22 protein-coding genes are annotated in these 22,853 nt (G+C 65.2%); 8 read left to right on the top strand and 14 right to left on the bottom strand.

The features are described from left to right. Window positions 1-187: 187 nt before the first annotated feature. Together JOD78_RS03750 and JOD78_RS03745 are read left to right on the top strand one after the other, a co-directional pair. On the top strand, window positions 188-1,828 hold the full coding sequence (locus JOD78_RS03750) for a histidine kinase famiy protein (RefSeq protein WP_209569728.1): 1,641 nt from the start codon (window positions 188-190) through the stop codon (window positions 1,826-1,828). A gap of 56 nt (window positions 1,829-1,884) precedes the next feature. Then, complete coding sequence (locus tag JOD78_RS03745) at window positions 1,885-2,493, top strand: hypothetical protein (protein ID WP_039785847.1); 609 nt, start codon at window positions 1,885-1,887, stop codon at window positions 2,491-2,493. Here JOD78_RS03745 and bioD read toward each other — a convergent pair. Genes bioD through bioB form a run of 5 tightly spaced genes read right to left on the bottom strand, consistent with a single transcriptional unit; the run spans window position 2,471 to window position 7,838 of the window. Further along, window positions 2,471-3,151: a dethiobiotin synthase gene (gene bioD, locus JOD78_RS03740; RefSeq protein ID WP_209569730.1), complete on the bottom strand. Its 681-nt coding sequence runs from the start codon at window positions 3,149-3,151 to the stop codon at window positions 2,471-2,473. The genes JOD78_RS03745 and bioD overlap by 23 nt on opposite strands. After that, window positions 3,148-4,494, bottom strand: a complete 1,347-nt coding sequence (bioA, locus tag JOD78_RS03735) for an adenosylmethionine--8-amino-7-oxononanoate transaminase (protein WP_209569732.1) — start codon at window positions 4,492-4,494, stop codon at window positions 3,148-3,150. Before bioA ends, bioD begins: the two co-directional genes overlap by 4 nt. Continuing rightward, on the bottom strand, window positions 4,491-5,651 hold the full coding sequence (gene bioF, locus JOD78_RS03730) for an 8-amino-7-oxononanoate synthase (RefSeq protein ID WP_204726430.1): 1,161 nt from the start codon (window positions 5,649-5,651) through the stop codon (window positions 4,491-4,493). The genes bioA and bioF overlap by 4 nt, the downstream gene beginning before the upstream one ends. A gap of 10 nt (window positions 5,652-5,661) precedes the next feature. Next, complete coding sequence (locus JOD78_RS03725; RefSeq protein WP_209569734.1) at window positions 5,662-6,828, bottom strand: cytochrome P450; 1,167 nt, start codon at window positions 6,826-6,828, stop codon at window positions 5,662-5,664. Beyond that, on the bottom strand, window positions 6,828-7,838 hold the full coding sequence (bioB, locus tag JOD78_RS03720; protein WP_121045554.1) for a biotin synthase BioB: 1,011 nt from the start codon (window positions 7,836-7,838) through the stop codon (window positions 6,828-6,830). The genes JOD78_RS03725 and bioB overlap by 1 nt, the downstream gene beginning before the upstream one ends. 110 nt (window positions 7,839-7,948) lie before the next feature. On the opposite strand from bioB, the gene JOD78_RS03715 reads away from it, so the two are divergent. After that, a complete protein-coding gene (locus tag JOD78_RS03715) occupies window positions 7,949-8,587 on the top strand; it encodes a GntR family transcriptional regulator (RefSeq protein ID WP_039785832.1) in 639 nt (212 codons plus the stop codon). Here JOD78_RS03715 and JOD78_RS03710 read toward each other — a convergent pair. Then, entirely contained in the window at window positions 8,584-9,531 is a 948-nt protein-coding gene (locus JOD78_RS03710) for an AraC family transcriptional regulator (RefSeq protein WP_121045552.1), read from the bottom strand. The two genes, JOD78_RS03715 and JOD78_RS03710, sit on opposite strands and share 4 nt — an antisense overlap. A 103-nt stretch (window positions 9,532-9,634) precedes the next feature. Between JOD78_RS03710 and JOD78_RS03705 the strand changes: the two genes are divergently transcribed. Together JOD78_RS03705 and JOD78_RS03700 are read left to right on the top strand one after the other, a co-directional pair. Then, a complete protein-coding gene (locus JOD78_RS03705) occupies window positions 9,635-10,384 on the top strand; it encodes an SDR family oxidoreductase (RefSeq protein WP_209569736.1) in 750 nt (249 codons plus the stop codon). A gap of 127 nt (window positions 10,385-10,511) precedes the next feature. Then, window positions 10,512-11,924, top strand: a complete 1,413-nt coding sequence (locus tag JOD78_RS03700; RefSeq protein ID WP_121045550.1) for a PLP-dependent aminotransferase family protein — start codon at window positions 10,512-10,514, stop codon at window positions 11,922-11,924. A 13-nt stretch (window positions 11,925-11,937) separates the two neighbouring features. On the opposite strand, the gene JOD78_RS03695 is transcribed toward JOD78_RS03700, so the two are convergent. After that, complete coding sequence (locus JOD78_RS03695) at window positions 11,938-12,144, bottom strand: hypothetical protein (RefSeq protein WP_166675067.1); 207 nt, start codon at window positions 12,142-12,144, stop codon at window positions 11,938-11,940. A gap of 140 nt (window positions 12,145-12,284) precedes the next feature. Next, window positions 12,285-13,094: a hypothetical protein gene (locus tag JOD78_RS03690; RefSeq protein WP_245201973.1), complete on the bottom strand. Its 810-nt coding sequence runs from the start codon at window positions 13,092-13,094 to the stop codon at window positions 12,285-12,287. Between the two features lie 29 nt (window positions 13,095-13,123). On the opposite strand from JOD78_RS03690, the gene JOD78_RS03685 reads away from it, so the two are divergent. After that, the gene (locus JOD78_RS03685; protein WP_134136393.1) at window positions 13,124-13,534 is read left to right on the top strand and encodes a hypothetical protein; all 411 of its coding nucleotides are present in this window, start codon (window positions 13,124-13,126) and stop codon (window positions 13,532-13,534) included. A 43-nt stretch (window positions 13,535-13,577) separates the two neighbouring features. Next, window positions 13,578-15,986 carry a DNA polymerase II gene (locus tag JOD78_RS03680; protein ID WP_348534248.1) on the top strand — a complete coding sequence of 803 codons (2,409 nt, stop codon included), beginning with the start codon at window positions 13,578-13,580 and terminating at the stop codon, window positions 15,984-15,986. Window positions 15,987-16,099: 113 nt separating this feature from the next. Here JOD78_RS03680 and JOD78_RS03675 read toward each other — a convergent pair whose 3' ends face one another. From JOD78_RS03675 to JOD78_RS03665, 3 genes are all read right to left on the bottom strand, one after another. Further along, complete coding sequence (locus JOD78_RS03675; RefSeq protein ID WP_039785818.1) at window positions 16,100-16,303, bottom strand: hypothetical protein; 204 nt, start codon at window positions 16,301-16,303, stop codon at window positions 16,100-16,102. Between the two features lie 66 nt (window positions 16,304-16,369). Then, window positions 16,370-17,635 (bottom strand): multidrug effflux MFS transporter, encoded by a 1,266-nt coding sequence (locus JOD78_RS03670; protein ID WP_209569738.1) that lies wholly within the window; start codon window positions 17,633-17,635, stop codon window positions 16,370-16,372. A gap of 113 nt (window positions 17,636-17,748) precedes the next feature. Further along, window positions 17,749-17,967 carry a hypothetical protein gene (locus JOD78_RS03665; protein ID WP_209569741.1) on the bottom strand — a complete coding sequence of 73 codons (219 nt, stop codon included), beginning with the start codon at window positions 17,965-17,967 and terminating at the stop codon, window positions 17,749-17,751. Between JOD78_RS03665 and JOD78_RS03660 the strand changes: the two genes are divergently transcribed. Next, window positions 17,960-19,681 (top strand): methyl-accepting chemotaxis protein, encoded by a 1,722-nt coding sequence (locus tag JOD78_RS03660; RefSeq protein WP_209569742.1) that lies wholly within the window; start codon window positions 17,960-17,962, stop codon window positions 19,679-19,681. The two genes, JOD78_RS03665 and JOD78_RS03660, sit on opposite strands and share 8 nt — an antisense overlap. Before the next feature lie 11 nt (window positions 19,682-19,692). Here JOD78_RS03660 and JOD78_RS03655 read toward each other — a convergent pair whose 3' ends face one another. From JOD78_RS03655 to JOD78_RS03645, 3 genes are read right to left on the bottom strand one after another with little or no spacing between them, the layout of a single operon-like run. Beyond that, window positions 19,693-20,772, bottom strand: coding sequence for an adenosine deaminase (locus JOD78_RS03655; protein WP_209569745.1), 1,080 nt, complete (start codon window positions 20,770-20,772; stop codon window positions 19,693-19,695). A gap of 54 nt (window positions 20,773-20,826) precedes the next feature. Beyond that, window positions 20,827-21,795 (bottom strand): nucleoside hydrolase, encoded by a 969-nt coding sequence (locus JOD78_RS03650; protein ID WP_209569746.1) that lies wholly within the window; start codon window positions 21,793-21,795, stop codon window positions 20,827-20,829. A gap of 35 nt (window positions 21,796-21,830) precedes the next feature. After that, entirely contained in the window at window positions 21,831-22,844 is a 1,014-nt protein-coding gene (locus JOD78_RS03645; protein ID WP_204726420.1) for an ABC transporter ATP-binding protein, read from the bottom strand. Window positions 22,845-22,853 lie beyond the last annotated feature (9 nt).

Raw genomic sequence — 22,853 nt, 5'->3', positions numbered from 1 at the left:
CTCATCCATGGCAATCCGGCCTGCAGCAAGGGCTGCGCAAAATGCATCTCAACATGTAACAGGACACTCGCATTCTTGTTGCAATTGGGCCGGGAACCGTTGAGGTCGTCCGTGTCCAAACTCCTGAAAGCAGCTCGCTTCCCGTTACCTCACTGCAACCGAGCCCAGCCCACTGGAGAAAAATACAATGCCCAACACCGCCAAGCACCCCACGGTGCATTGGCCTGCCGACGACTTCAATGATGCAGGAATGCGCAACGACCACGCCAAGGTCGCGGTAGGCGATGACGCCAACGATATCTTCTTCGCAGCCGTCGAAATGACGCGCATGCCGATGATCGTGTCCGATCCCAACAAGCCGGACAATCCGATCATCTTCGTCAACAACGCCTTCATGAACATGACCGGCTACAGCCGGGCCGAGGTCGTGGGCAAGAACTGCCGGTTCCTGCAAGGCCCGGAGACCGATCGCGCAGTGGTCGCACAAGTGCGCCAGGCCGTGGCGGAAAAGCGCGAGCTCGCCACCGAGCTGCTGAACTACCGCAAGAATGGCTCGACGTTCTGGAATGCGCTCTTCATTTCACCGGTCTATGACCAGCATGGCGAACTGAAATACTTCTTCAGCTCGCAACTGGACATCAGCCGCCGCCGCGACGCCGAACAGGCCCTGGGCCAGGCGCGCAAGATGGAAGCGCTGGGCCAGCTCACCGGCGGCATTGCGCATGACTTCAACAACCTGCTGCAGGTCATCAGCGGCTACCTGGACATCATCAATCTTGCGCTGCGCAGCGATACGCCCGACCTCGGGCGTGTCTCGCGCAGCGCCGACAGCATCCGCAAGGCTTCCGGCAAGGCGGCCATGCTGACCCAGCAATTGCTGGCCTTCGCCCGCAAGCAGCGGCTGGAGGGGCGCACCATCAACCTGAATTCGCTCACGGAAGGTTTCACCGATCTCGTGCAACGCACGCTCGGTGGCGATATCGAGGTCCAAACCGAGCTGGCCTCGGGCCTGTGGAATTGCCGTCTCGATCCGACCCAGATGGAAGTGGCATTGCTGAACGTGCTCATCAATGCGCGCGATGCGATTTCCGGCAAGGGAACGGTAAAAATCCATACAAGCAATGAAGACCTGAGCTCGGAAGATCGTGCCATCCAGCTGGGCGTAAAACCCGGTCTCTATGTCTGCATCGCGGTCACGGACAACGGCCCCGGCATTCCTGCGGACATCCTCCCGCGCGTGATGGACCCGTTTTTCACTACCAAGGACGAAGGCAAGGGCACCGGCCTCGGTCTGTCGATGGTGTATGGCTTCGTCAAGCAGTCCGGCGGATCCGTGCGCATCGTCTCCAGCGCAGAGCGCGGCACGACCGTCTCGATCTACTTCCCGGCCACGCAGGACCAGGTCGGGGGGGCCTTCGAGTATGACAACCGCACGCATACCCAAGGCGGTCACGAGCACATTCTGGTGGTTGACGATAGAATCGAGGTCGCCGAGCTGGCCCAGGCGATGCTGGAAAGCCTGGGCTATCGCGTCAGCATGGTGAATTCACCGACGGAAGCCTTGCAGGTGCTGCGTTCCGAACCGAAGGTGGATCTGCTTTTCACCGACCTCATCATGCCGGGCAGCATGAATGGCGTGGTACTGGCGCGAGAGGCCCGGCGCATGATACCTTCCATCAAAATTTTATTAACTACCGGTTATGCCAGTGAATCGATAGAGCGGCATGGTGCCGATGGCGAATTTCCCGTCCTCGACAAACCTTACCGCCACGATGAGCTGGCCCGCAAGATCCGCATTGTCCTCGACGGCGCCACTGGCGTGAGCTGAAAAGAATAACAACAAGTCGTCCGTACACGTGCCCTCACACGAAGGGGAGTTGTCCCATGCAATTGGATCACCTGTTGGCCAGGGCGCAGTCCCTTGCCTATCGCATTTCGGCCGAATTCAACGGCCAGCCTTTGCCCGATGACCGGCGCGCCTGCGCCGCCATCGGTTGTCTCACTGTGGCCCAGCAACATCACTGCGGCATCATCCTGCTGCTGCGTGATGACATGCCGGTCCACGCCTCGGCCTTTGCCCTCATCGGGCACCAGATCGAGGCCGCCTTCAATGCCCTGTGGCTGTGGTACTGCGCCAGCGAAGAGGAGCTCACGCGGTTCCTGGTCGACGGCAGCGGCAAGAGCATGCGCCAGCTGGTCACGCAGGTTGACAGCGTGCTGGCCGGCCGCGACGGCCAGGAGGCTGCCATCCTTGGTGGCCACTGGGTGCGGCTGAGCGATTTCGTCTTCTCCGGCGAGCGCCGCATCCGTCACTGGCTCGATGCCAACGAGGTCGATGCCATGTATTCCGAAGAGGCCGTCACCGACCTGGTGGAATTGTCCAACTCCATGGCAGAACTGGGACTGGCCAGCTATCGCACGATTCACGACAAGCACATCACGGCCGTGCGCAGTGGCACGTCCAACGTCGTCAAGATGGATCTGGCCAAGTAAGAAGACCAGCCACTTGCGCCGCCGTCATTTCAGGTGACCAGGGCAGACGTCCCAGCAGCGGCGCTTGCAGCCGCCGCACCAGCGTGTTCACCATGGCGCCGGCCTGCGTCTCTCGGGCGTCGACATGATTGGCCACCCAGCCCGCCAGGCGCAGCCCGCGCGCGCGGATGGCCAGCGCACTCAGCAAGGCATGATTGATGCAGCCAAGGCGGATGCCGACCACGAGTATTACCGGCAAGCCCAGCCGGGCCACCAGATCGTCGCTGTTGTGGTCCGCATCGAGCGGTACCATGAAGCCACCCGCACCCTCCACAATCAGTACGTCACACGCCGACTGCAATTGCGCATGGCATAGCGCCAGATGATCGAGTGCAATCTGCACGCCTTCCTCCGCCGCCGCAATGTGCGGTGCCGTGGCCTGCCGCAGCAGGTAGGGATTCACCAGGTGCAGCGGCAAATCCACATTGGCCGCGGCCTGCAAGGCCTGCACATCCTCGTTGCACCAGACGCCGTCCTGCAGGAAAGCTCCGGATGCCACCGGCTTCATGCCGCCGGCACGCATGCCTCGCGCGGCGTGCAGGTGGATGAGCGCGGACGCCACCAGCGTCTTGCCCACGCCGGTATCGGTACCGGTGACGAAATAGCTGCGGCCGCTCATGGGCGAGCCTCCGCGCGCATCGCCGCATCGAAGGCCGCATGCAGACGCTCGCCCATCCATTGCGCCTGGGCCGCATCGAGGATGTAGGGCGGCATCACGTAAAGCGTCTTGCCGATCGGGCGCACCAGCAGTTCGCGTTGCGCGGCCTCGTCGGCGAGCCGGCGCGCAAACCCTGCCGCTACGGACGCATCATTGATGCGCGCATCACAAGCCCAGATCATGCCGCGCTGGCGCACGTGCCGCACCCGCGCATCCTGCGCCAGCGGCTGCAGGGCCTGGGCCAGCACCGGGGCGAACCGTGCATTGCGGTCCAGCACCTGTTCCTGCGCGAAGATGTCCAGCGTCGCCAGCGCAGCACGGCACGCCAGTGCATTGCCGGTATAGGAGTGCGAATGCAGGAAGCCGCGCCGCACATCGTCATCGTAAAAAGCGGCATAGATGGCCTCGCTGGCCATCACCAGCGACAGCGGCAGGTAGCCACCGCTGATACCCTTGGACAGGCACAGCAGATCCGGCCACACGCCCGCCTGCTCACAGGCGAAGAAGCGGCCGGTACGCCCGCAGCCGACCGCGATCTCGTCCGCGATGAGGTGCGCGCCGTAGGCATCGCACAGCCCGCGCAGTCCGCGCACATACTGTGGATCATGCATGGCCATGCCCGCAGCGCATTGCACCAGCGGTTCGACGATGAGGGCGGCAATGCGTCCCCTGCGTTCCTGCAGCAGCCTTTCCACATCGGCCAGCGCGCGGCGGCTGACATCGGCGGCCGTCTCGCCCGGTGCAGCCTGTCGCGCATCGGGCGAGGCAGCGATATGTGCCGGACGCAGCAGGGATTCATAGGCACTGCGAAAGAGCGGCGTGTCGGTCACGCCGAGCGCCCCCACGGTCTCGCCGTGATAGCCGCCGGCGATGCAGATGAATTCATTCTTGTCTGCATGCCCGGCATTGCGCCATGCATGCACGCTCATTTTCAGCGCGATCTCCACCGCCGAGGCACCGTCCGAGGCATAGAAGCAATGGCCCAGCGCATGCTCCGTCAGCGCCGCCAGCCGCTCGGAGAGCTGCACCACCGGCTCATGCGTGAAGCCTGCGAGCATGGCGTGCTCCAGCTGGCCCAACTGGTCGATCAGGGCCGCATTGATGCGCGCATTGGTGTGGCCGAACAGATTGACCCACCAGGAACTGATGGCATCCAGATAGCGCCGTCCCTCGGTATCGACCAGCCATGCACCGTGCGCACGGGCCAGCGCGATGGGAGGCGTGCGCTCGTGCTGGCGCATCTGGGTGCAGGGATGCCACACGCTGCGCAGGCTGCGGGCGGCCAGCGGGCTTGCCATGGTCATGCGGATTCTCCTTGGGCCAGTGATCTCAGTGCCGCCACCAGGCGCGCCACATCGGCCGGGGTATGCAGGGCTGACAGGCTGATGCGCAGCCGGGCTGTCCCCTTGGGGACCGTGGGCGGGCAGATCGCCGGCACCCAGATGCCCCTGACGCGCAGAGCCGCCGAGAGGGCGCGGGCGGCCGCATTGTCGCCCACGATCAGCGGCTGGATGGCGGTCGGGGAGGGCAGCAGTGTCCACGGCAGCCCCGCCAGTCCGCTGCGCAATTGCTTGGCCAGTACCTGTAGATGCGCGCGCCGCCACTCTTCGCGGGCGATCAGGCGCAGGCTGGCCGAGGTGGCGGCGGCCAGCGCGGGGGGATGCGCCGTGCTGAACATGTAGGTACGGGCGCGCTGCAGGATCCATGCAAGCACGCCGGCGTCACCGGCCACGAAAGCGCCGGCCACCCCGGCCGCCTTGCCCAGTGTGCCCATCAGCAGCACGTGCGGCGCCTGCACGCCCGCCAGGGCCAGGCTGCCTCGTCCTTGCGGGCCAAGTACGCCCAGGCCATGGGCGTCATCCACCAGCAGCCAGGCCCCATGCCGGGCGCACACTGCCGCCAGTTCGGCCAGCGGGGCCAGGTCGCCATCCATGCTGAAGACAGCATCGGTGAGCACCAGCTTGCGAGAGCTGCTGCAGCGGGAGAGCACCTGCTCCAGACGGCTCACATCGTTGTGCGGAAATACCTTCAGGCTGGCCCCGGACAAGCGTGCGCCATCGATCAGCGAGGCATGGGCCAGGCGGTCGACGACGACGGTGTCTCCTTTGCCGGCCAGCGCTGCGGCGACCCCCAGGTTGGCCATGTAGCCATTGCCGAACACCAGCGCCGAAGGCATGCGGACAAAGGCCGCCAGTTCGGCTTCCAGCGTTTCATGAGCGCGGCTGTGGCCGCTGATCAGAGGCGAGGCCGCTGCACCCACGCCATAGCGCTGCAAGGCCTCGGCGGCAGCGGCGATGAGCTGCGGATGGTTGGCCAGGCCCAGGTAATCATTGCTGCAGAAGGACAATTCGTCGTGTCCATCGACCTGCAGCAGCGGTCCCTGCGGACCGTCGACCACACGCCGCGTGCGCAGCAGGCTCTGGCTGGCGAGGGCATCCAGCTCACGGGTGAAATCTTGCATGGAGGGGCTTTCAGAAAAATACGGACAAGCGATCCAGCGCCCGATAGGCGGCATTGCCTTGCCACACCGGCGTTTCGTCAGCGAGGGACAGCGTGGGCAGGCGCTGCATCAGCACGCTGAAAGCGATTTCGGCTTCCAGCTGCGTCAGCGCCGCCCCCAGGCAGACATGCGGCCCCTGGCCGAAGGACAGGTGCATGCCTTCGTCACGCCGGATGTCGAAGCGCTGCGGATCACGGAAGCGGCGCGCATCGTGATTGGCCTCCCCGATATGCAAGATGGCCAGCTGGCCGCGCTGCAGGCGTTGACCGGCCAGCGTCACGTCCTGCAACAGGCGGCGGCCGGTGTACTGCACCGGGCTGTCATGGCGCAGCATCTCCCGCACGGCCATCCGCAGGGCGGACGGGTCCGCTTGGCGCGCCTTGAGTGCGGCCCATTGCGCGGGATGTTGCAGCAAGGCGAGCACGCCATTGCCGAGCAGATTGCGGGTGGTCTCGTAGCCGGCGAAGAGCAGGGTACTGCACTGGGCCAGCAGTTCGTTGCGATTCAGTTGTCCGCTTGCATGGTCTTGCAGCAGGCCGCGCAGAAGACAAGCCTCGGGCAGCTCGTCCGCTCGCGCCAGCGCCTGGCTGAAGAAATCACACAGATTGCGCATGGCCTGTTGCGCCGCGAGGGTCTGCGTGGCGTCCGGCGTCGGACTGCCGATGAAGGCCGCCAGATCGGCTGCCCAGTCGATGAATTCCGCCGGTACGCGGTCGGGCAATCCCAGCAGTTGCGCAATCACCAGCGCGGGCAGGGGACGAGCAAAGCGCGCGATGAAATCGAAGCCGCGTGCTGCCTGCGGATCGGCCACGATGGCATCGGCCAGCCGCTGCGCCAGTGCGGTGATGTCGCCACGCCGGGCTTGCAGGTCAGCCGGTTTGAATCCCGGATTGAGTACGCCGCGCAGGCGGCGATGGGCGCGGCCGTCCAGGAACAGCAAGGATCGCGAGAACAGGCGCTTGAACTCACGCTGCGCTTCGTCCTGCTGTCCGTTACCGCTTTCACCTAGCCCGCTGTTGATCCAGCGCGCTGCACGCCTTACGGAGAAGCGCGGATCGCGCAAGGCCGCGGCCACTTCCTCGTAGCCGGTGATGACCCAGGCTCCGCCGCAGTGGGCAGTGCTCCAGTGCAGCGGCATCAGGCGGCCGCAGCTGCCGCTTGCAGGCCCAGGCGCTGCAGCAGGTCGAGGTCGGCCGAGACCGGCGCATTGGCCGTGGTCAGCAGCTTGGCCCCGAGGAAGATGGAGTTCGCGCCTGCCGCAAAGCACAGGGCCTGGGTCGCCTCGCTCATGCTCTCGCGCCCGGCCGACAGGCGGATCACCGCGTGCGGCAGGGCGATGCGGGCCACCGCCACGGTGCGCACGAATTCGAATTCGTCCAGCGGTGCCACATCCTGCAGCGGCGTGCCCGCGATCGGCACCAGGTGATTGATCGGCACTGATTGCGGCGGCACCGGCAGGCTGGCCAGCTGGGCAATCAGGCCGGCACGCTGGGCGCGCGTCTCGCCCATGCCGATGATGCCGCCGCAGCACACGTTGAGGCCGGCTTCCTGCACGCGTTGCAGGGTGTCCAGCCGGTCCTGGTAGCTGCGGGTGGAGATGACCTGGCCATAGAAATCGGGCGCGGTATCGAGGTTGTGGTTGTAGTAGTCCAGTCCGGCCTGCTTGAGCGCCTCGGCCTGGGCTTGCTCCAGCATGCCGAGGGTCATGCAGGTTTCCATCCCGAGTGCGCGCACCTGGCTGACCATCTCGGTGAGCGCGGCCATGTCACGTTGCTTGGGATTGCGCCACGCCGCACCCATGCAAAAGCGCGTCGCGCCCTGGTCGCGCGCGGCCTGTGCGGCCTGCACTACCTCGTCCACGCCCATCAGCTTGCCGGCCGGCACGCCCGCTTCCTTGTGATGCGCCGACTGCGAGCAATAGCCGCAGTCTTCCGCGCAGCCCCCGGTCTTGATCGACAGCAGGCTGGACAGCTGGACTTCGTTGGCGCGGTGGTGCTGGCGATGCACGGTCTGTGCGCGGTACAGCAGATCGAGGAAGGGCAGTTCAAACAGCTGCTCGGCCGCGCTGCTGTCGATGGCGGCCAAAGGGCGGTGGAAATGCAGGGGAGCGCTGGCTTGGGCAGCGGCGGGGGAAGGGCACTGGCTCATCGATAAAATCCGGTCCGTGAGTGAAAAGGCTTAGAATTCAGCTTCGGCGGATTCTAACTTCGCTCAAATTCGTTCAACAATTTCTTTTTTCATAGATTATCTATAAAAACATGGCGCATCATTCCGAGCATCCAAGCACCGTCGAACGCATCGCGGAGGTCCTGCGCACGCGCATCATCCGCGGCGAAATCGCAGGCGGGGCGGCGCTTCGGCAGGATCACGTGGCGCAGGAATTCCAGTCCAGCCACGTGCCGGTACGGGAAGCGTTTCGCCAGTTGGAAGCCGAGGGATTGGTGCTCACATTGCCCCGTCGCGGGGTGCGGGTCACGCAGGTGGACCGGGCGGCGGTCAAGGAAAATGCCGAGATGCGCGGCTCGCTGGAAATCCTGGCCCTGCGCCACAGCATCCGCAAGTTCGGCCCCGAGCACATCGCCCGCCTGGAAGCCGCCCAGGAGGCCTGTGCCCAGGCCGCATCGCTGATCGAATGGGATGCCGCCAACAACCTGTTCCACGACATCCTCTCCAGCGAATGTGGCATGCCGCGCCTGCTGGCGGTGTTGAAGCAACTGCAGCTGACCAATTCACGCTACCTGTTCTCGACCGGCTTCAAGCGCGGCTGGCAGCCGCGTTCGGATCACGATCACCGCCTCATCATCGAAGCCCTGCGCGACAAGAAGACCGACCGTGCCGTGCAGCTGCTGAGCATGCACATCGGAACCATGGAACGGGTCGGCTTCGTGGCGGCTTAGGCCTTGCCCTGCTGGGCGAACTGCGACGGCGGCACGCCGACATGCCGGCTGAAGGCCACGCTGAAGGTGGAAGCCGAGCTGTAGCCTACCTGCTGAGCCACCGTCGCCATGGAGGCCGCCTCGCCCAGCAGCAGGCGCTTGGCCAGCGCCATGCGCCAGGCCAGCAGGTATTCCATCGGAGCCAGTCCGACTTCACGGCGGAAGCGTTCAAAGAAGGAGGAGCGCGACAGCGCAGCAGCCCGCGCCAGCCGCAGCACGTTCCAGTTGTCGGCGGGCCGCGCATGTATGGATCGCAGCGCCGCAGCGAGCCGTACATCGCCCAGACCCCGCAGCAGGCCGGGTGTGGCGGCCGCTCCGGTGTCGGTGCCGGAACGCAGGGCTTCGATCAGCAGCACCTCCAGCAGACGCGCCAGCACGACGTCGCGCGCCGGACGCTCGGCGCGGTATTCGTCGCCCACCAGTTGCACCAGCGTATGCAGACGCGCATGGGCGCGCACCACAACCAGGCTGGGCAGCAGCGAGAGCAGCAGCGGCGTATCGGGCGAGGCGAAGACGCAATGGCCGACCACCAGTTGCACCTGCGGCGGCAAGCCCAGCGTCCCCAGGTGATAGCGGCCATCGGACAGACGCGGCGGCGGATTGTCTTCATCGAGCAGGGCGTCATCGCAATCGTCCATGCTGGCCAGGGTAAAACCCTGCAAGGCCGGGGCCAGGAAAAAATCGCCGGCGTGCAGCACGATGCAGGTCTCCTCGGTCATTGCGCCGGCATCTGCGCGCAGGATGCGGCAACTGCCCTCCAGCACCGCGCAATAGAAGGCCAGCTCCGGCCGTGAACGCTGCACCCGCCAGCCACCGGCACCCTGGACGTACTTGGTGTAGCGGGCGGCCGGCTGCAGCAGACTGACCACTTCCGCCAGGGGATCGGTGAGTGATGGTTCGGACATGGCTGGACGATTGCCAATGAATGATGGACTCTGGATTGTAGCAAGTCCGGCTGCGGGCGCCTATTCTTCGCCTTGTTCTCTTACACCTCACAAGGAATCCAGCATGAAAACCGTCCTCATCACCGGCTGTTCGTCCGGCTTCGGCCTCGAAATCGCCTCGTACTTCCTGCAACGCGACTGGCAGGTCATCGCCACCATGCGTACACCGCGCAGCGACTTGCTGCCCGACTCGCCCCGGCTGCGCATCCTGCCGCTGGATGTGACCAGCGCTACCAGCATCGCCGCTGCCATCGCAGAGGCCGGCCCGATTGACGTGCTGGTCAACAATGCCGGTATCGGCGCGCTTGCCGCCGTCGAAGCCCAGCCCATGGAGCAGGTGCGCGAGATCTTCGACACCAACACCCTCGGCAGCATCGCCATGACACAGGCGGTCATCCCGCAGATGCGCCAGCGCGGCGCGGGCGTGATCGTCAATGTCACCTCCTCGGTGACCTTGCGCTCCTTACCGCTGCTGGCGGTCTACACGGCCAGCAAGGCTGCCGTGAATGCCTTCACCGAATCCGTCGCCCTCGAACTGGCCAGCGTCGGCGTGCAGGCGCGTCTGGTCCTGCCGGGGCGCGCACCGCAGACCCGCTTCGCCGAGAATGCCCGGCAGCGCATGGAAGGGGCGATCCCGGATGCTTACGGCGCGCTCGCAGCGCAAGTGTTCAACAATTTCCAGGATCACAGCCAGATCACCCACGCCAGCGATGTAGCCGAAGCGGTCTGGCGTGCGGCGACCGAGGCGGCCGCGCCGATGCGCATCGCCGCAGGAGAAGATGCGGTGGAATGGATGCGCACGGCCTCCGCATAAACGCCAGCAGCCCGGAAAACCTTGGCACAAGGGGCAGTTGGGATGTATGGATTTTTGTTGTTGGTGCATCCATACTAGATGTCTGCCTGTACACCTGCCGGCAGGCAGCCCTTCACCAGGATTTTCCATGGCCCGACCGAACCCTTCACACACCGCAGATCCCTCCCTGGACTGGATCAGCCGCTTCACGGCTCATGGCGGTCCACGTTATCTGCAGATCGTGGGCTTTCTGGAGCAGGCCATCGCCGACGAACGCCTCAAGCCCGGCGATCGCCTGCCGCCGCAGCGGATGCTGGCTGATCGCCTCGATGTCGATCTCACCACCGTCACCCGCGCCTATGGCGAGGCGCGCCGCCGCCAGTTGCTGGAAGGACGCGGCGCCGCCGGGAGTTTCGTGGCCGCGCCCAAGGTGGACCTGAGCCAGGTGATCGACCTGTCGATGAACATCCCGCCGCCGCCGGCCGGTATCGATCTGGATGACCTGCTGCGCCAGGGCGTGTCGCAGGTGCTGATGCACAGCGATGTCGATCTGCTGATGACGTATCACCTGGGCGGTGGCAGCAGTGCCGACCGCGCCGCCGGTGCGATGTGGCTGCAGGACATGCTGGGCCCGGTGGAAGATGACCGGGTGCTGGCCTGTCCGGGGGCGCAGTCGGCCCTGGCCGCCTTGCTGCTGTCGCAGACCCGGCCGGGTGAAACCGTGCTGGCCGAACCGCTGGCCTATCCTGGGCTGCTGGCGGCGGCAGCCCAGCTCGGGCGCCGCGTGGTCGCGGTCGGCGTGGATCACGAAGGCATGCGCCCGGATCTGCTCACGACCATGGTGCGCAAGCATGGCGCGCGGCTGGTCTATCTCAATCCCACGCTGCAGAATCCGACCACCCGCACCATGCCGGCCACGCGCCGCGCCGAGATCGCTTCCGTCGCCACCCGGCTCGATCTGCGCATCATCGAAGATGATCCCTACTGGCGCTTTGCGGCCCATGCGCCCAGGCCGCTGGCGCACTATGCACCGCGGCATGTGTTTTACGTGTCCACGCTGGCCAAGTGCCTGCTCCCCGGATTGCGGACCGCCTATGTGCTCACCCCTGAGGGGCAGGCACAGGACGACGTGCTGGCTGCACTGCGGTCTTTCGTATTGATGTCCACGCCGCTGACCACGGCGCTGTCGACGCAGTGGATCCACGATGGCACCGCCGCCATGCTGGCCGAAGGCATCCGCCAGGAAGCCTGGGCGCGCCAGGCGCTGGCCTTGCGTACGCTGGGTGAGGAAGGGCCGGCCGATAGCGGCGGCATCCATCTCTGGAAGGCCTTGCCGGAACACTGGAAGGGGCAGGACTTCGTCCGCAAGGCCAGGGAGGCTGGGCTCAACGTGGTTGCGCAGGACAGTTTCCAGGCCGGTGACGGCGAACCCGCGCGCAGCGGTGCGCCGCACATTCGTCTCTCGCTGGGGCGTTCGCGCAGCCGCTTTGAACTGGTCCACGCCTTGCGGCGGCTGATGGAACTGGCCCATCGCCGCAGCCTGCGCGAAACAGTAGTGTAGGTGGTGTGAGAACCTAGGCCGCGATGGCAAGACTGGTCTGGCGGCGCGCGGCTGCCAGAATCTCGCCGACGGCTTCGTCCTCCGAATGGGCGGACAGGGGCAGGGAGCCCCGGGTGATTTCTGCACGATCCTTCAGGATCGCGTAGGAGCCTTTCCAGCGGCCTTCGCTATCATCGGCCTGATAGACCAGCAGGTAACCGTCGAATTCGATTTTCTTCATAGGAGCTTCTCGCCAGGGCAAGGGGAGCATGCGCACCATGCTCGATGTTGCGCAGTATGCCGCTGGCGATTTCTCCTGCCTGTCATCCGCCTTCGCAAAGGCGTGTAGGACAAGAACGCAATCTCATCCGTGACGCCGCTTTAGCGCGATTGCACCGGCGCCAGCAAGCCGTTGACCGCATCGCTCACGATCAGTCCGGGCAGCGATGCGCGGTCATTGCTGACGATCACCGTATCCTTTTCCACGTCGCCGGGGAGGGCCAGCTGTGCGATGTAGCGGCAGTCAGCGCTGCAGGTGTAGCGCAGCACGGTCTGGCCGCGCACGGCTTCCAGGATGTACTGGCCGTTTTCGATGCCGTAATAGCGCACGGCCACCAGCGGTTGGGTCTCGCCGGCCTCGGGGTCGCGATAGAAATACTGGCCGCGTTCGGCCCGCGCGTAATGCGGCCAGGGCGTGCTGCCTGCCGGCGCCAGGTGGTCGATCTGGCGCGCGTCCAGGCCCAGCCGCAAGCCCGGGGCGGCCGGTGCCGCAAGCGGGACCTGGGCAGGGGGCACTGCGACCAGGGCGGGCGCAGGTGAAGTCGCATTTCCTTTGGCGGTGAGCAGGGCCGCTGCGATGGCCGGCGCGGCTTGTGCCTCCAGTTCGCTCTGGCGACGCTGATACCAGGCCAGCAGGCAGGCGCGGTCGCGGCAGTTGTCTTCGCGCCAGCGCCATTGCGCATCGCTGGCGGTGCGGAAAGCACGTTGATCGGCTGCGGCCTGGCGCGCGCGGCGGTAGGCGTGGCCCAGTTGATCGTCCAGCGCGGACAGCTCGGCATCCCGGCAGATGGTCTTTTCATTGGCCGAACCGGCCTTGCTGCAGTCGAAGCTGGCGGCACGCGCCGGCGGGAGTTCCAGCGCACCCAACAGGCTGGCGCTGCTGAGCAGGAGGATGAGGGGCAGGGCTTTCATGGCGAGACTCTCCGTATTGCGGGGACGTGATGGGCGCCAGCATCGCACTGCCATTGGCTGCCCAAAACGCGGAGAAGAAACGGAATTTTTTTAAAATCTTTGCAGCTGAAAAAGCATGTTGGCCGTTCTTCACAATTGCCCGTGCGCAGTCGCGCAAGCTCGCCCACATCCAAGTAGAACTCATTTCATCAATAGGCGTGAGATGCGTTCTGCCCAGAAAGGGCGCTGGCAAGGCGCGCGACGCGTCGTGTGGCGGTGCCACACGCAAGGAGCGCAACGCGGCCAGCGCCCTTTCTGGGCAGAACCCGGAGGGAGCGGCCCGTTTGGGCGAATTGCTGCGTTACGAATTTGGGTCAAGACGCCCAGTCTTGACCCAAATTCGCGCCTTGCACTTCATCCCAAACGGGACTCGCTCGCACTCTCGCCTATTGATGAAATGAGTTCTACAATCCCGTCTCCATCCGCACCAGCCCGCTATTGACGGTGACCGACTCAGCCGCTCCTCTTTCCTCCACCGCCTTGCGCCCCGGCGAACGCGCAGGCTTCCTGTTGTCCCGGCACTGGCGCGATACCCCGGCCGGGGTGGAGATCGAGCTGTGGGTGGCCACTGATGACGGTCCGCAATGCCTGCGCTTGCCGCCGCAGACAGCGGTGGCCTTCGTGCCGCAAGCCGAGGCCGAACGCGTGCAGGCCTTGATCGCCCGCGAACCCGGTATGGAACTGCGTGCGCTGGAACATCTCAAAGATGTCAGCCAGCGCCCGGTGCTGGGCTTGTATGCGCGCCAGTACCGCAAGCTGCTGAAGATGGAGAAGACCCTGATCGCCGCTGGCATCAGTGTCTATGAAGCCGATATCCGTCCGCCCGAACGTTATCTGATGGAGCGTTTCATCAATGCCCCGCTGGCCTTTCAGGGCGTGGACGATGGGCACGGGGTGCTGGCAGAAGCGCGCATTCGTGCCTTGCCGGGCTATCGTCCGCCGCTCAGGCTGGCGTCGCTGGATATCGAAACCAGCTGGGAGGGCGAGCTCTACAGCATCGCCATCGAAGGCTGCGGCCAGCGCAGCGTCTATGCGCTGGGGCCGCCCAGTGGCGCGGTGGCGTCGGTGGATTTCGCACTGAAGTTCTGCCAGAGCCGCAAGGAACTGATCGACAGCCTCAATGACTGGGTGGCACGCCACGATCCGGATGCGCTCATCGGCTGGAACCTGGTGCAGTTCGACCTCAACGTACTGCAGAAGCAGGCGGAGAAATACCACACCACGCTGCGCCTGGGCCGTGCGGGACGGGCACTGGAATGGCGCGAACATGGCATGCGCGCCAATCACCTGCTGGTCAACGCAGCGGGCCGGCTGGTGATCGACGGCATTGAAAGCCTGCGCGGGGCGTTCTGGAATTTCCCGTCCTTCAGTCTGGAGAACGTGGCGCAATCGCTGCTGGGCGAAGGCAAGGCCATTGCCACGCCGTATCAGCGCATGGATGAGATCGATCGCATGTTCAACGAGGACAAGGCAGCCCTGGCCACCTACAACATCAAGGACTGTGAACTGGTCACGCGCATCTTCGCCAAGACCGACATTCTCTCCTTCCTGCTGGAACGCGCCAGCGTGACCGGCCTGCAGGCCGACCGCAGCGGCGGTTCGGTGGCGGCGTTCACGCATCTGTATCTGCCGCACATGCATCGCAAGGGCTACGTCGCCCCCAATCTCGGGGATGCCGAGGCACTGGCCAGTCCGGGTGGTTTCGTGATGGATTCGCGCGCGGGGCTGTATGACTCGGTGATCGTGCTGGACTACAAGAGCCTGTATCCCAGCATCATCCGCAGCTTCCTGATCGATCCGGTCGGGCTGGTCGATGGCACCCTGAATGAGCCGGAGAGCGAGACCGTGCCCGGCTACAACGGCGCCCGCTTCTCACGCCGCAGCCACAGCCTGCCGGCCATCATCGAGCAGATCTGGCAGGGTCGCGAGGCCGCCAAGGCCCAGGGCAACAAGCCGTTGCAGCAGGCGCTGAAGATCATCATGAATTCCTTTTACGGCGTGCTGGGGTCGACCGGCTGCCGCTTCTTCGATTCGCGCCTGGCCTCGTCCATCACCCGGCGCGGGCACGAGATCATGCATCGCACGCGCGAGCTGATCGAGGAGGCGGGTTACGAAGTCATCTATGGCGATACCGATTCCACTTTCGTGTGGTTGCGTCGGCCGCATGGCGATGACGAGGCGCGCCAGATCGGTCTGCAGCTGACCGCGCGCATCAATGACTGGTGGCGTCGCCATCTGGCCGGGCAGTATCAGCTGGAAAGCGCGCTGGAACTGCAGTTCGAGGTGCATTACCAGCGTTTCCTGATGCCGCATGTGCGCGGGGCCGAGACCGGCAGCAAGAAGCGCTACGCCGGTTACGTGCGGACCAGCGAAGGCGAGGACAAGGTCACCTACAGGGGACTGGAGACGGTGCGCACCGACTGGTCGCCGCTGGCGCAGCGCTTCCAGCAGGCACTGTATCTGCGCATCTTCCGGGGCGAGCCTTACCGCGACTTCGTCACCGGCTACGTGGCCGACCTGCTGGCCGGGCGGCTGGATGATCTGCTGGTATATCGCAAGCGCCTGCGCCGCCAGCTCGACCATTACGAAAAGAACGTCCCGCCCCACGTGCGCGCTGCGCGCATGGCCGACCAGGTCAACGAGGAAGGCGGGCGTCCGCTGCAATACCAGCAAGGCGGCTGGATCAACTACGTCATGACCACGGCCGGACCGGAACCCCTGGAAAAACGCCGCGCCGCCATCGACTACGGCCATTACCTGGAACGCCAGCTGGCCCCGGTGGCCGATGCCATCCTGGTCTTCGTGGGCGACAGTTTTGCGGCGGTGACCTCGCCGCAGCAGGAGTTGTTCTGAACGGATGGGGAGCATCACCAAAGACAAAGGGCCGGATTCCACGAATCCAGCCCTTGGCTGACCTGCAGGCGAACAGCGATTGTCTACGTTCGACCCATCACAGTATTCACGCTTCAGCGGTAATACGAATCACGCTCGCGTCCGTCCATCCGCTCCGAATGCACACGCACGCGCACCGGCACCGGCTGGCGCTGCGCCTTGCCGTAGACCTTCTGCCAGAGCACCAGCCCGAACGCCAGGCTGCCCGCCAGCAGATAGACGGCGTAGAACGCGGCGAGATAGCTACCGTAGTGCAGCAAGGTCTGGATGATGGCCATGGGGTCCTCCCGGGAATGAATCAGTGTCGATGGCCACATCGTATGCCTGCCGGGAGGCGGCGGATATCAGGGTTTTTCTGATGGTCTGACTTGCAACGTCGCCGCAGCCGCCGGTACCTGCAGGTGCTGCAGCAGCTTGCCCACCATGGCAATCACGGTCAGGCCGACGATGCAGAAGAACACCGCCAGCGGCGTCAGGCTGTGGATGGAGACGAACCCGGCCAGCCCCATCATGCCCGAGGACACCAGCAGCAGCGCAAAGCCCAGGATGGCGCTGGTCAGTCCGGCAATGTGCGGAAAGATCGAATTGCCCTTGGCCATCAGCGTGGGATACATGGCCCCGGCGCAGAAGGCCATCACCAGCACCGGCGTGATGAGGGTCCACACCGTCAGCCCCACCAGCAAGGCCAGGGCCAGCATGGCAAAGGCCGCCGCCGTCATCACCCGCGCGCCGATGCGCAGCCGCTGTTCGGCCGAGGGCAGGCGGCGATGGTGGATGCGGTTGGAGATGCCGCCCAGGAAATACATCATCCCGATCGCCAGCGCCAGGTAGCCGAAGAAGGTCGGCGGCTGGCGCAGCGTGTTCTGCACCATGAAGGGACCGACGATGTTGAACACCAGCAGGATGCTGTAGCACAGCCCCTGGGCCAGGAAACAGCTCTGGAACACCGGGCTGGCCAGCACCATGCGCGCATTCTTGAGCAGGGTCGCCGGATGCAGGTGCACCGGCTCGGCCAAAGTTTCCCGATAGCGCCACAGGATGGCCCACATCGCGAACGAATACAGCAGCAGGAACACCAGGCAGGAACGCCAGCCGAAGGCTTCCTGCAAGTGCGCCCCGATCACCGGCGCAATGATCGGTGCCAGGCCCCAGGCAATGGCCATGTAGGTGTAGGCATGCACCAGGGTTTGGCCGACAAAGGAATCGGTGATGATGGCCTTGGCCAGCAAATTGGTGGCGGCAATGCCGAAGCCCTGCAGCACCCGTGCCGCGACGAAGGTTTCCAGGTTGGGGGCCAGCAGCGTCAGCACGCATCCCAGCGTGAACAGGCCCAGCCCCAGCATCAGGACGCGCTTGCGACCCCAGGCATCGGCCAGCGGTCCGAACGCCAGCTGGCCAAAGGCGTAGGCGATCAGGTAGCCGGTCACGCTGGTCTGGATGGCCTGGGCCGAGGTGCCGCAGTCGATTGCCATCTGCGGCAGGGCCGGCACGTACAAGTCGATGGCCAACTGGCCCGCCGAGGCAAAGGCGCAGATCAGGAACAGCAGGAACTTCGGGTGATTCGGCGGATGGCGCGGCACAGGCCGTGTGGCGGGACTGACAGGGTTCATGGAGAGCGGATGCTGCATGGCAAAGACTGCTATTGTGAACCTTGGTGCGTTTTTCTGCTGGCGCTCGCTCTTTCGTTGGAAGACTGTCTCCGAAAGTAGAAAAAAGAGCCGAATTATTTGGCAAGTAAACGGATAGTTTTAGAGAGAAATTCAAATAATTTCGAGATAAAAAGCGAAGTAATTCGAGATTCGTTCAGCATATCTGGCCCCTCGCGCACAAGGACGGGCTCCCCACGTATCGTCCGCTTGCCGTCCCCGCCGAGACGCCGCCGCCCGGCGCGCAGGCCCGGGCCCGGCATCTTCAGTCGAATCAGCGAGGGGAGCATGTCCATCTACAAATATTTTTCCATGCGGCAGATCGTGTCCGCCTTGAGCGTGGTGGTCGCCTTGCTGTTGGCGCTGCTCATTGCCCTGTCAGTGGCAGCGCTGGAAGCCGAAGACCGCATGGCTATCGCCAGTGAGCGGCGCGAACAGGCACAGCGGCTGGTGGCCGAGCTGCGCCAGGGTGCTGACGACCTGAGCCGCCTGGCGCGCAGCTTCGTGGCCACCGGTGAATACCAGGCCGAACGCCAATATCAGGCCGTTGCGGAAATCCGTGACGGCCGCCGTCCCCGCCCGGAACACTACGAGCGCATCTACTGGGACTTGGTGGATGCGGATGGCCGGCCGCCGCGTCCGGACAGCGCGGTCATCGTGCCGCTTGGCGAGCTGATGCAGCAGGCCGGCTTCAGCCGCGATGAGATGGCGAAGGTGGAGGAAGTGCGCAGCCGGTCCGGTGCGGTGCTGGCCATCGAGTTGCGCGCCATGGAACTGGTGCGGCGGCATACGCGGGACCGCGTCCTGATTGATGCGGCCCTGCGCGAAGACCCGCTCGAACAGGCCCGCCGACTGCTCCACGAACCGCGCTACGAAACGGCGCGGGCCGCCATGATGCGCCCGCTGGAAGCACTGCAGGCCATGCTGGACACCCGCACCCGGGCGGACATCCTGGGGGCGCGTCAGGCCAGGGAGCGGCTCGATACCGTGGTGGCCGCAGTGGGCGGCTTGCTGCTGCTGGTGATGATAGTGAGTGTGGCCAGTCTGTACCGGCTGGTGACCGGTCCGCTGTCGCAGGCGGCCCAGGTGGCCTCGCGGGTGGCCAAGGGCGATCTGTGCGGACGCATCGATGGGGGCTTCCAGGGCGAAACCGGGCAACTGCTGTCGTCCCTCCAAGACATGCGCCAGGGCTTGAGCCATCTGGTGCGGGAGGTCAGGCACGGGGCGCGGGTCATGCGGGGTTCCGCCGGGGAGATCGCCGAGGGGGCGCTCAATCTGACCAGACGGGCCACCCAGCAGGCCGGTTCCCTGCAGCAGGCGGCTATCGCCATGGAACAGTTGAATCAGGCCGTGCAGCAGAGCGCCGACCGCGCGCAGCAAGCCTGCAGCCTGACCCGGTCGGCGGCGCAAGCGGCGCTGGAGGGCGGCGTGGCGGTCAGCGAGATGGTCGGCAACATGCACGCGGTGCACCTGGCGGCCGGGCGTATCGAAGAGATCGTGGCCAAACTCGATGGCCTTTCTTCCCAGACCAATCTGCTTGCGCTGAATGCAGCCGTCGAGGCGGCCCATGCCGGCACCCATGGCCAGGCTTTTTCAGTGGTGGCAGATGAAGTGCGGCAGCTGGCCCGCCGCAGCGCCGATGCGGCGCAGGAGATCAGGGTCTTGCTGAACGATGCGATGGCGCGCATCAATCAAGGAAGCCGGCGCGCGCAAACGGCCGGTCGCAGCATGCAGGAAGTGGTGGCGCAGGTGGGACGGCTCAATCAGCTCATCGGCGAGGTGGCCAGCGCCAGCAGCCAGCAATCGGCCGGGGCGCGCCGCATCAGCCAGTCGGTCAGCGCCATCGATCAGGCTACGCAGCGCAACGTGCTGCTGGTGCAGCAATCGTCGGCCGCCGCAGAAGCCATGCGCCTGGCGACCGAACGCATGGCCGCACTGATGGCCCGCTTCCGCCTGGAGACGGGTGAGGGTACCGGCGAGGGCGAGCTGGTCATCGACATGTCCCGTTGATGCCCCGGTGATCAGGTCTGCAGGCGCGCGCGCAATTGATCGTAGCGCTCGCTCCAGGCCTGCTGCCATTGGCTGCGCAAGTCCTCATCCATCCAGGCCGCATCCAGCCCATTGCGCATGAAGTCCCGGAAATCCTCCACCGTGGCCCCGAGCTGCAGCATCAACATCCAGGCCCCGGTCGGGGTCACCAGATGCAAGGTCGGATCGTCGGTGTTGGGATGCAGGCGCAGCCCGGCCGCCAGCATCTGGCGAATCGGGTGATCCTGCGCCCATCGCTGCGGGGGCAGCGTGCGCAAGTAGTAGGAATTGGTCGGCACCACCGTGAAGACCAGCCCGCGGCCGATGCAGTGCTGCATCAGATCGGGATTGTCGACGATGGTGTAGCCGTGGTCGACGCGGTCCACCTGCAGCAGGTCGATGGCGGTGGCCACGTTGTGCCAAGGCATGCCGAATTCACCGGCATGGGCGGTGGTCTTCAGGCCGGCTTCGCGCGCCAGGCGGTAGGCGGCTTCGAACAGTTCCGGCGGGCGGTCGTTTTCGCGGTAATCCATGCCGATGCCCGGCACCTGCGGGACGCGGGCGGCCAGCATCCACTGCACCATGGCGACGGCTTCTTCCGGACTGGCCTCGCGGTCAATGCTGGGGATCAGGCGGCCGATGATGCCGATTTCGCGTTCGGCATCGACGATGGCGCGCACGATGGCGTCCTGCGCATTGGCATAGGGGATGCCGGACACGCGCACCGTACCGGTCGGATTCCAGAAGAATTCGCTCCAGGCCACGCCATGGGCGTGGGCATCCTCCAGGTATTCGTAGGTGATGCGGTAGAGATCGCCAGGCTGTCGGATCAGCTCGGCATCCAGCGCGCGCAGTACGCGCAGTACGCCCACCGGTTTTTCACCACGGGTATAGAAGGCTTCGATCTCTTCCGGCGAGACCGGATGACCGGCGCGGGCGGAGAGATCGCTGAAGGTCTCGCGGCGCACCGCGCCGAACAGGTGGCAATGCAGTTCGACCTTGGGCAGCGCGCGCACGAATTGTTCGAGCGTGAGCGGGCCAGTGTCGTCTTGGTGTTGGTTGTCGAAGGTCATGAAACGCAAATCAGTGGAGAGGGCCGGGGCCGGTGTGCTGGGAGGGCGGCCTCTTCAGGAGAGGCTGCCCAGCAATTCCTGCATCATGCATTGCATGGCACGCGGGCCATCGACCGTCATGGCGACCTCGGTGTTGGCCGGGGCGCGGCGCGGCACGCGGAATTCGCAGACGGTCATGCCACGCGTGAGACGGCCCTGCAATTCGATGTCCACCCGTGCCGGCTGGAAGCTGAACAATTCCGGACGCTTGAGCCAGATGGCCACCGCCGGGTCATACATCGGCATCGGCACCGAGCCGTCGGGACTGCGGATGCGCAGGTAGGCATCGAAGTAGCCCGCCAGCCACTTCGCGCGCGGTGTGCCCAAGGCGCGCACCTGCTGCACTTCAGCGGCGGTCACCAGCAGCTGGCGACACAGGTTCAGGCCGAACATGCGCAGCGGGATGCCGGAGCGGAACACCACATCGGCCGCTTCCGGATCGGCATAGATATTGAATTCAGCGGCAGCGGTGTGATTGCCCTGGTCGGCCGAGCCGCCCATGAGAATGATTTCCTTGACCATGCCCGCGATCTCGGGCGCGCGCTGCAAGGCCACGGCCACATTGGTCAGCGGGGCGATGCACATGAGCGTGATCTCGCCCGCATGCAGGCGGATCGCCTCGATCATGGCATCCACCGCATGCGGCAGCGGGTCGCGTTGCAGTTGCCGCGACTGGCGTGCCTCGAGGTCGGCGATGTCGACCTGGGGCAGGGCCTCGCCGGTGGTCGCCATGCCGGATTCGCCGAGGATGCCTTGTGCGGTTTCCACGGCGCCGGCCAGCGGCCGCTCGCAGCCCGCATAGACGGGCACGTCGAGCTGGTAATGCTGCTTGATGCGCAGCGCATTGTCGTAGGTGGTGACCAGCGGGGCATTGCCTGCCACCACGGAGACGCCCAGCCAGTTCACTTCCAGGTTGGCCGACAGCATCAGCATGGCCAGCCAGTCGTCAAAGCCGGGGTCGGTATCGAGCCAGATCTTGTGCATGTTTGTCTTCTTCTTCAAAGGTCCAGGGGAAAGGCTCAGGCGGCCAGCGCCAGCGCGTCCTGCGCCGGCAGGTCGAAGCGGACGGTGTCGCCTTCACGTGCCGATGCCTGCGCCGCCGGGGCCATACCGCGCACCTCGCCCAGGGCGGTCTGCAGCAGGTATTCGACATGCTCGCCGAGGAAGCCGCGCGAGAGCACGCGGCCCTCATACGGACCGCTGCCGACCTGCACCTGCTGTACTCGCCAGCCGGCGCAGGCGGTGTTGGCGGGCAGGCCGGGGAGCGGCAGTTGTCCCGCCGCGCCGTGCAACTGGCCGTCGCGATAATCGAACAGGTTCTCGAAGCCCATGAAGTTGGCCACGAAGCGCGTGCGTGGCGCATTGAAGAGCTGCTCGGGCGTATCGAGCTGCTCGATCTTGCCGCTGTTCATGACAACGATACGGTCCGACATGGCCAGCGCCTCATCCTGATCGTGCGTGACGTAGAGCATGGTGATGCCCAGTTCGCGCTGGATGCGGCGCAGCTCGGCGCGCATCTGCACGCGCAGCTTGGCATCGAGGTTGGACAGCGGTTCATCCAGCAACAGCAGCTTGGGTTCGATCACAATGGCGCGCGCCAGCGCCACGCGCTGTTGCTGGCCGCCCGACATCTGCGCCGGCAGGCGCGCTTCAAAACCGCTGAGGCCGACCGCTGCGATGACCTTCTCAACGCGCTGGCGCAGTTCGGCGGCCGGCACTTTGCGCAGACGAAGGCCGAAGGCCACGTTGTCGAACACGTTCAGGTGCGGGAACAGCGCATAGGACTGGAACACCAGACCGATGTCGCGCTTGTTGGGCGGCAGGCGGCTGATATCGCGGCCATCGAGCGTGATGCGGCCGGCGCGCAGGTCGATCAGGCCGGCGATGGCGCGCATGGTGGTGGTCTTGCCGCAGCCGCTGGGGCCCAGCAGAGAAATCAGTTCGCCACGTTGCACGGCCAGGTCCAGGCCTTCCACCGCGGTCCTGGCGTTGCCGTAGCCGAGCGCCACTTGCTGCAGATTCAGGTAACTCATCAGGTTCTC

Source organism: Herbaspirillum sp. 1130 (genome assembly GCF_017833835.1).
GTDB lineage: Bacteria > Pseudomonadota > Gammaproteobacteria > Burkholderiales > Burkholderiaceae_D > Herbaspirillum > Herbaspirillum huttiense.
This window is presented reverse-complemented; position numbering and strand designations above follow the sequence as displayed.

Coding starts and splice junctions, on each gene's coding strand:
- JOD78_RS03670 (WP_209569738.1), bottom strand. CDS start 17,635: ATGAACCCTGTCAGTCCCGCCACACGGCCTGTGCCGCGCCATCCGCCG.
- JOD78_RS03695 (WP_166675067.1), bottom strand. CDS start 12,144: ATGAAGAAAATCGAATTCGACGGTTACCTGCTGGTCTATCAGGCCGAT.
- JOD78_RS03745 (WP_039785847.1), top strand. CDS start 1,885: ATGCAATTGGATCACCTGTTGGCCAGGGCGCAGTCCCTTGCCTATCGC.
- JOD78_RS03660 (WP_209569742.1), top strand. CDS start 17,960: ATGTCCATCTACAAATATTTTTCCATGCGGCAGATCGTGTCCGCCTTG.
- JOD78_RS03655 (WP_209569745.1), bottom strand. CDS start 20,772: ATGACCTTCGACAACCAACACCAAGACGACACTGGCCCGCTCACGCTC.
- JOD78_RS03675 (WP_039785818.1), bottom strand. CDS start 16,303: ATGGCCATCATCCAGACCTTGCTGCACTACGGTAGCTATCTCGCCGCG.
- JOD78_RS03665 (WP_209569741.1), bottom strand. CDS start 17,967: ATGGACATGCTCCCCTCGCTGATTCGACTGAAGATGCCGGGCCCGGGC.
- JOD78_RS03715 (WP_039785832.1), top strand. CDS start 7,949: ATGGCGCATCATTCCGAGCATCCAAGCACCGTCGAACGCATCGCGGAG.
- JOD78_RS03725 (WP_209569734.1), bottom strand. CDS start 6,828: ATGCCGCTGCACTGGAGCACTGCCCACTGCGGCGGAGCCTGGGTCATC.
- JOD78_RS03710 (WP_121045552.1), bottom strand. CDS start 9,531: ATGTCCGAACCATCACTCACCGATCCCCTGGCGGAAGTGGTCAGTCTG.
- JOD78_RS03750 (WP_209569728.1), top strand. CDS start 188: ATGCCCAACACCGCCAAGCACCCCACGGTGCATTGGCCTGCCGACGAC.
- JOD78_RS03650 (WP_209569746.1), bottom strand. CDS start 21,795: ATGCACAAGATCTGGCTCGATACCGACCCCGGCTTTGACGACTGGCTG.
- JOD78_RS03690 (WP_245201973.1), bottom strand. CDS start 13,094: ATGAAAGCCCTGCCCCTCATCCTCCTGCTCAGCAGCGCCAGCCTGTTG.
- bioF (WP_204726430.1), bottom strand. CDS start 5,651: ATGCAAGATTTCACCCGTGAGCTGGATGCCCTCGCCAGCCAGAGCCTG.
- bioA (WP_209569732.1), bottom strand. CDS start 4,494: ATGACCATGGCAAGCCCGCTGGCCGCCCGCAGCCTGCGCAGCGTGTGG.
- JOD78_RS03700 (WP_121045550.1), top strand. CDS start 10,512: ATGGCCCGACCGAACCCTTCACACACCGCAGATCCCTCCCTGGACTGG.
- bioB (WP_121045554.1), bottom strand. CDS start 7,838: ATGAGCCAGTGCCCTTCCCCCGCCGCTGCCCAAGCCAGCGCTCCCCTG.
- JOD78_RS03705 (WP_209569736.1), top strand. CDS start 9,635: ATGAAAACCGTCCTCATCACCGGCTGTTCGTCCGGCTTCGGCCTCGAA.
- JOD78_RS03685 (WP_134136393.1), top strand. CDS start 13,124: ATGGGCGCCAGCATCGCACTGCCATTGGCTGCCCAAAACGCGGAGAAG.
- JOD78_RS03645 (WP_204726420.1), bottom strand. CDS start 22,844: ATGAGTTACCTGAATCTGCAGCAAGTGGCGCTCGGCTACGGCAACGCC.
- bioD (WP_209569730.1), bottom strand. CDS start 3,151: ATGAGCGGCCGCAGCTATTTCGTCACCGGTACCGATACCGGCGTGGGC.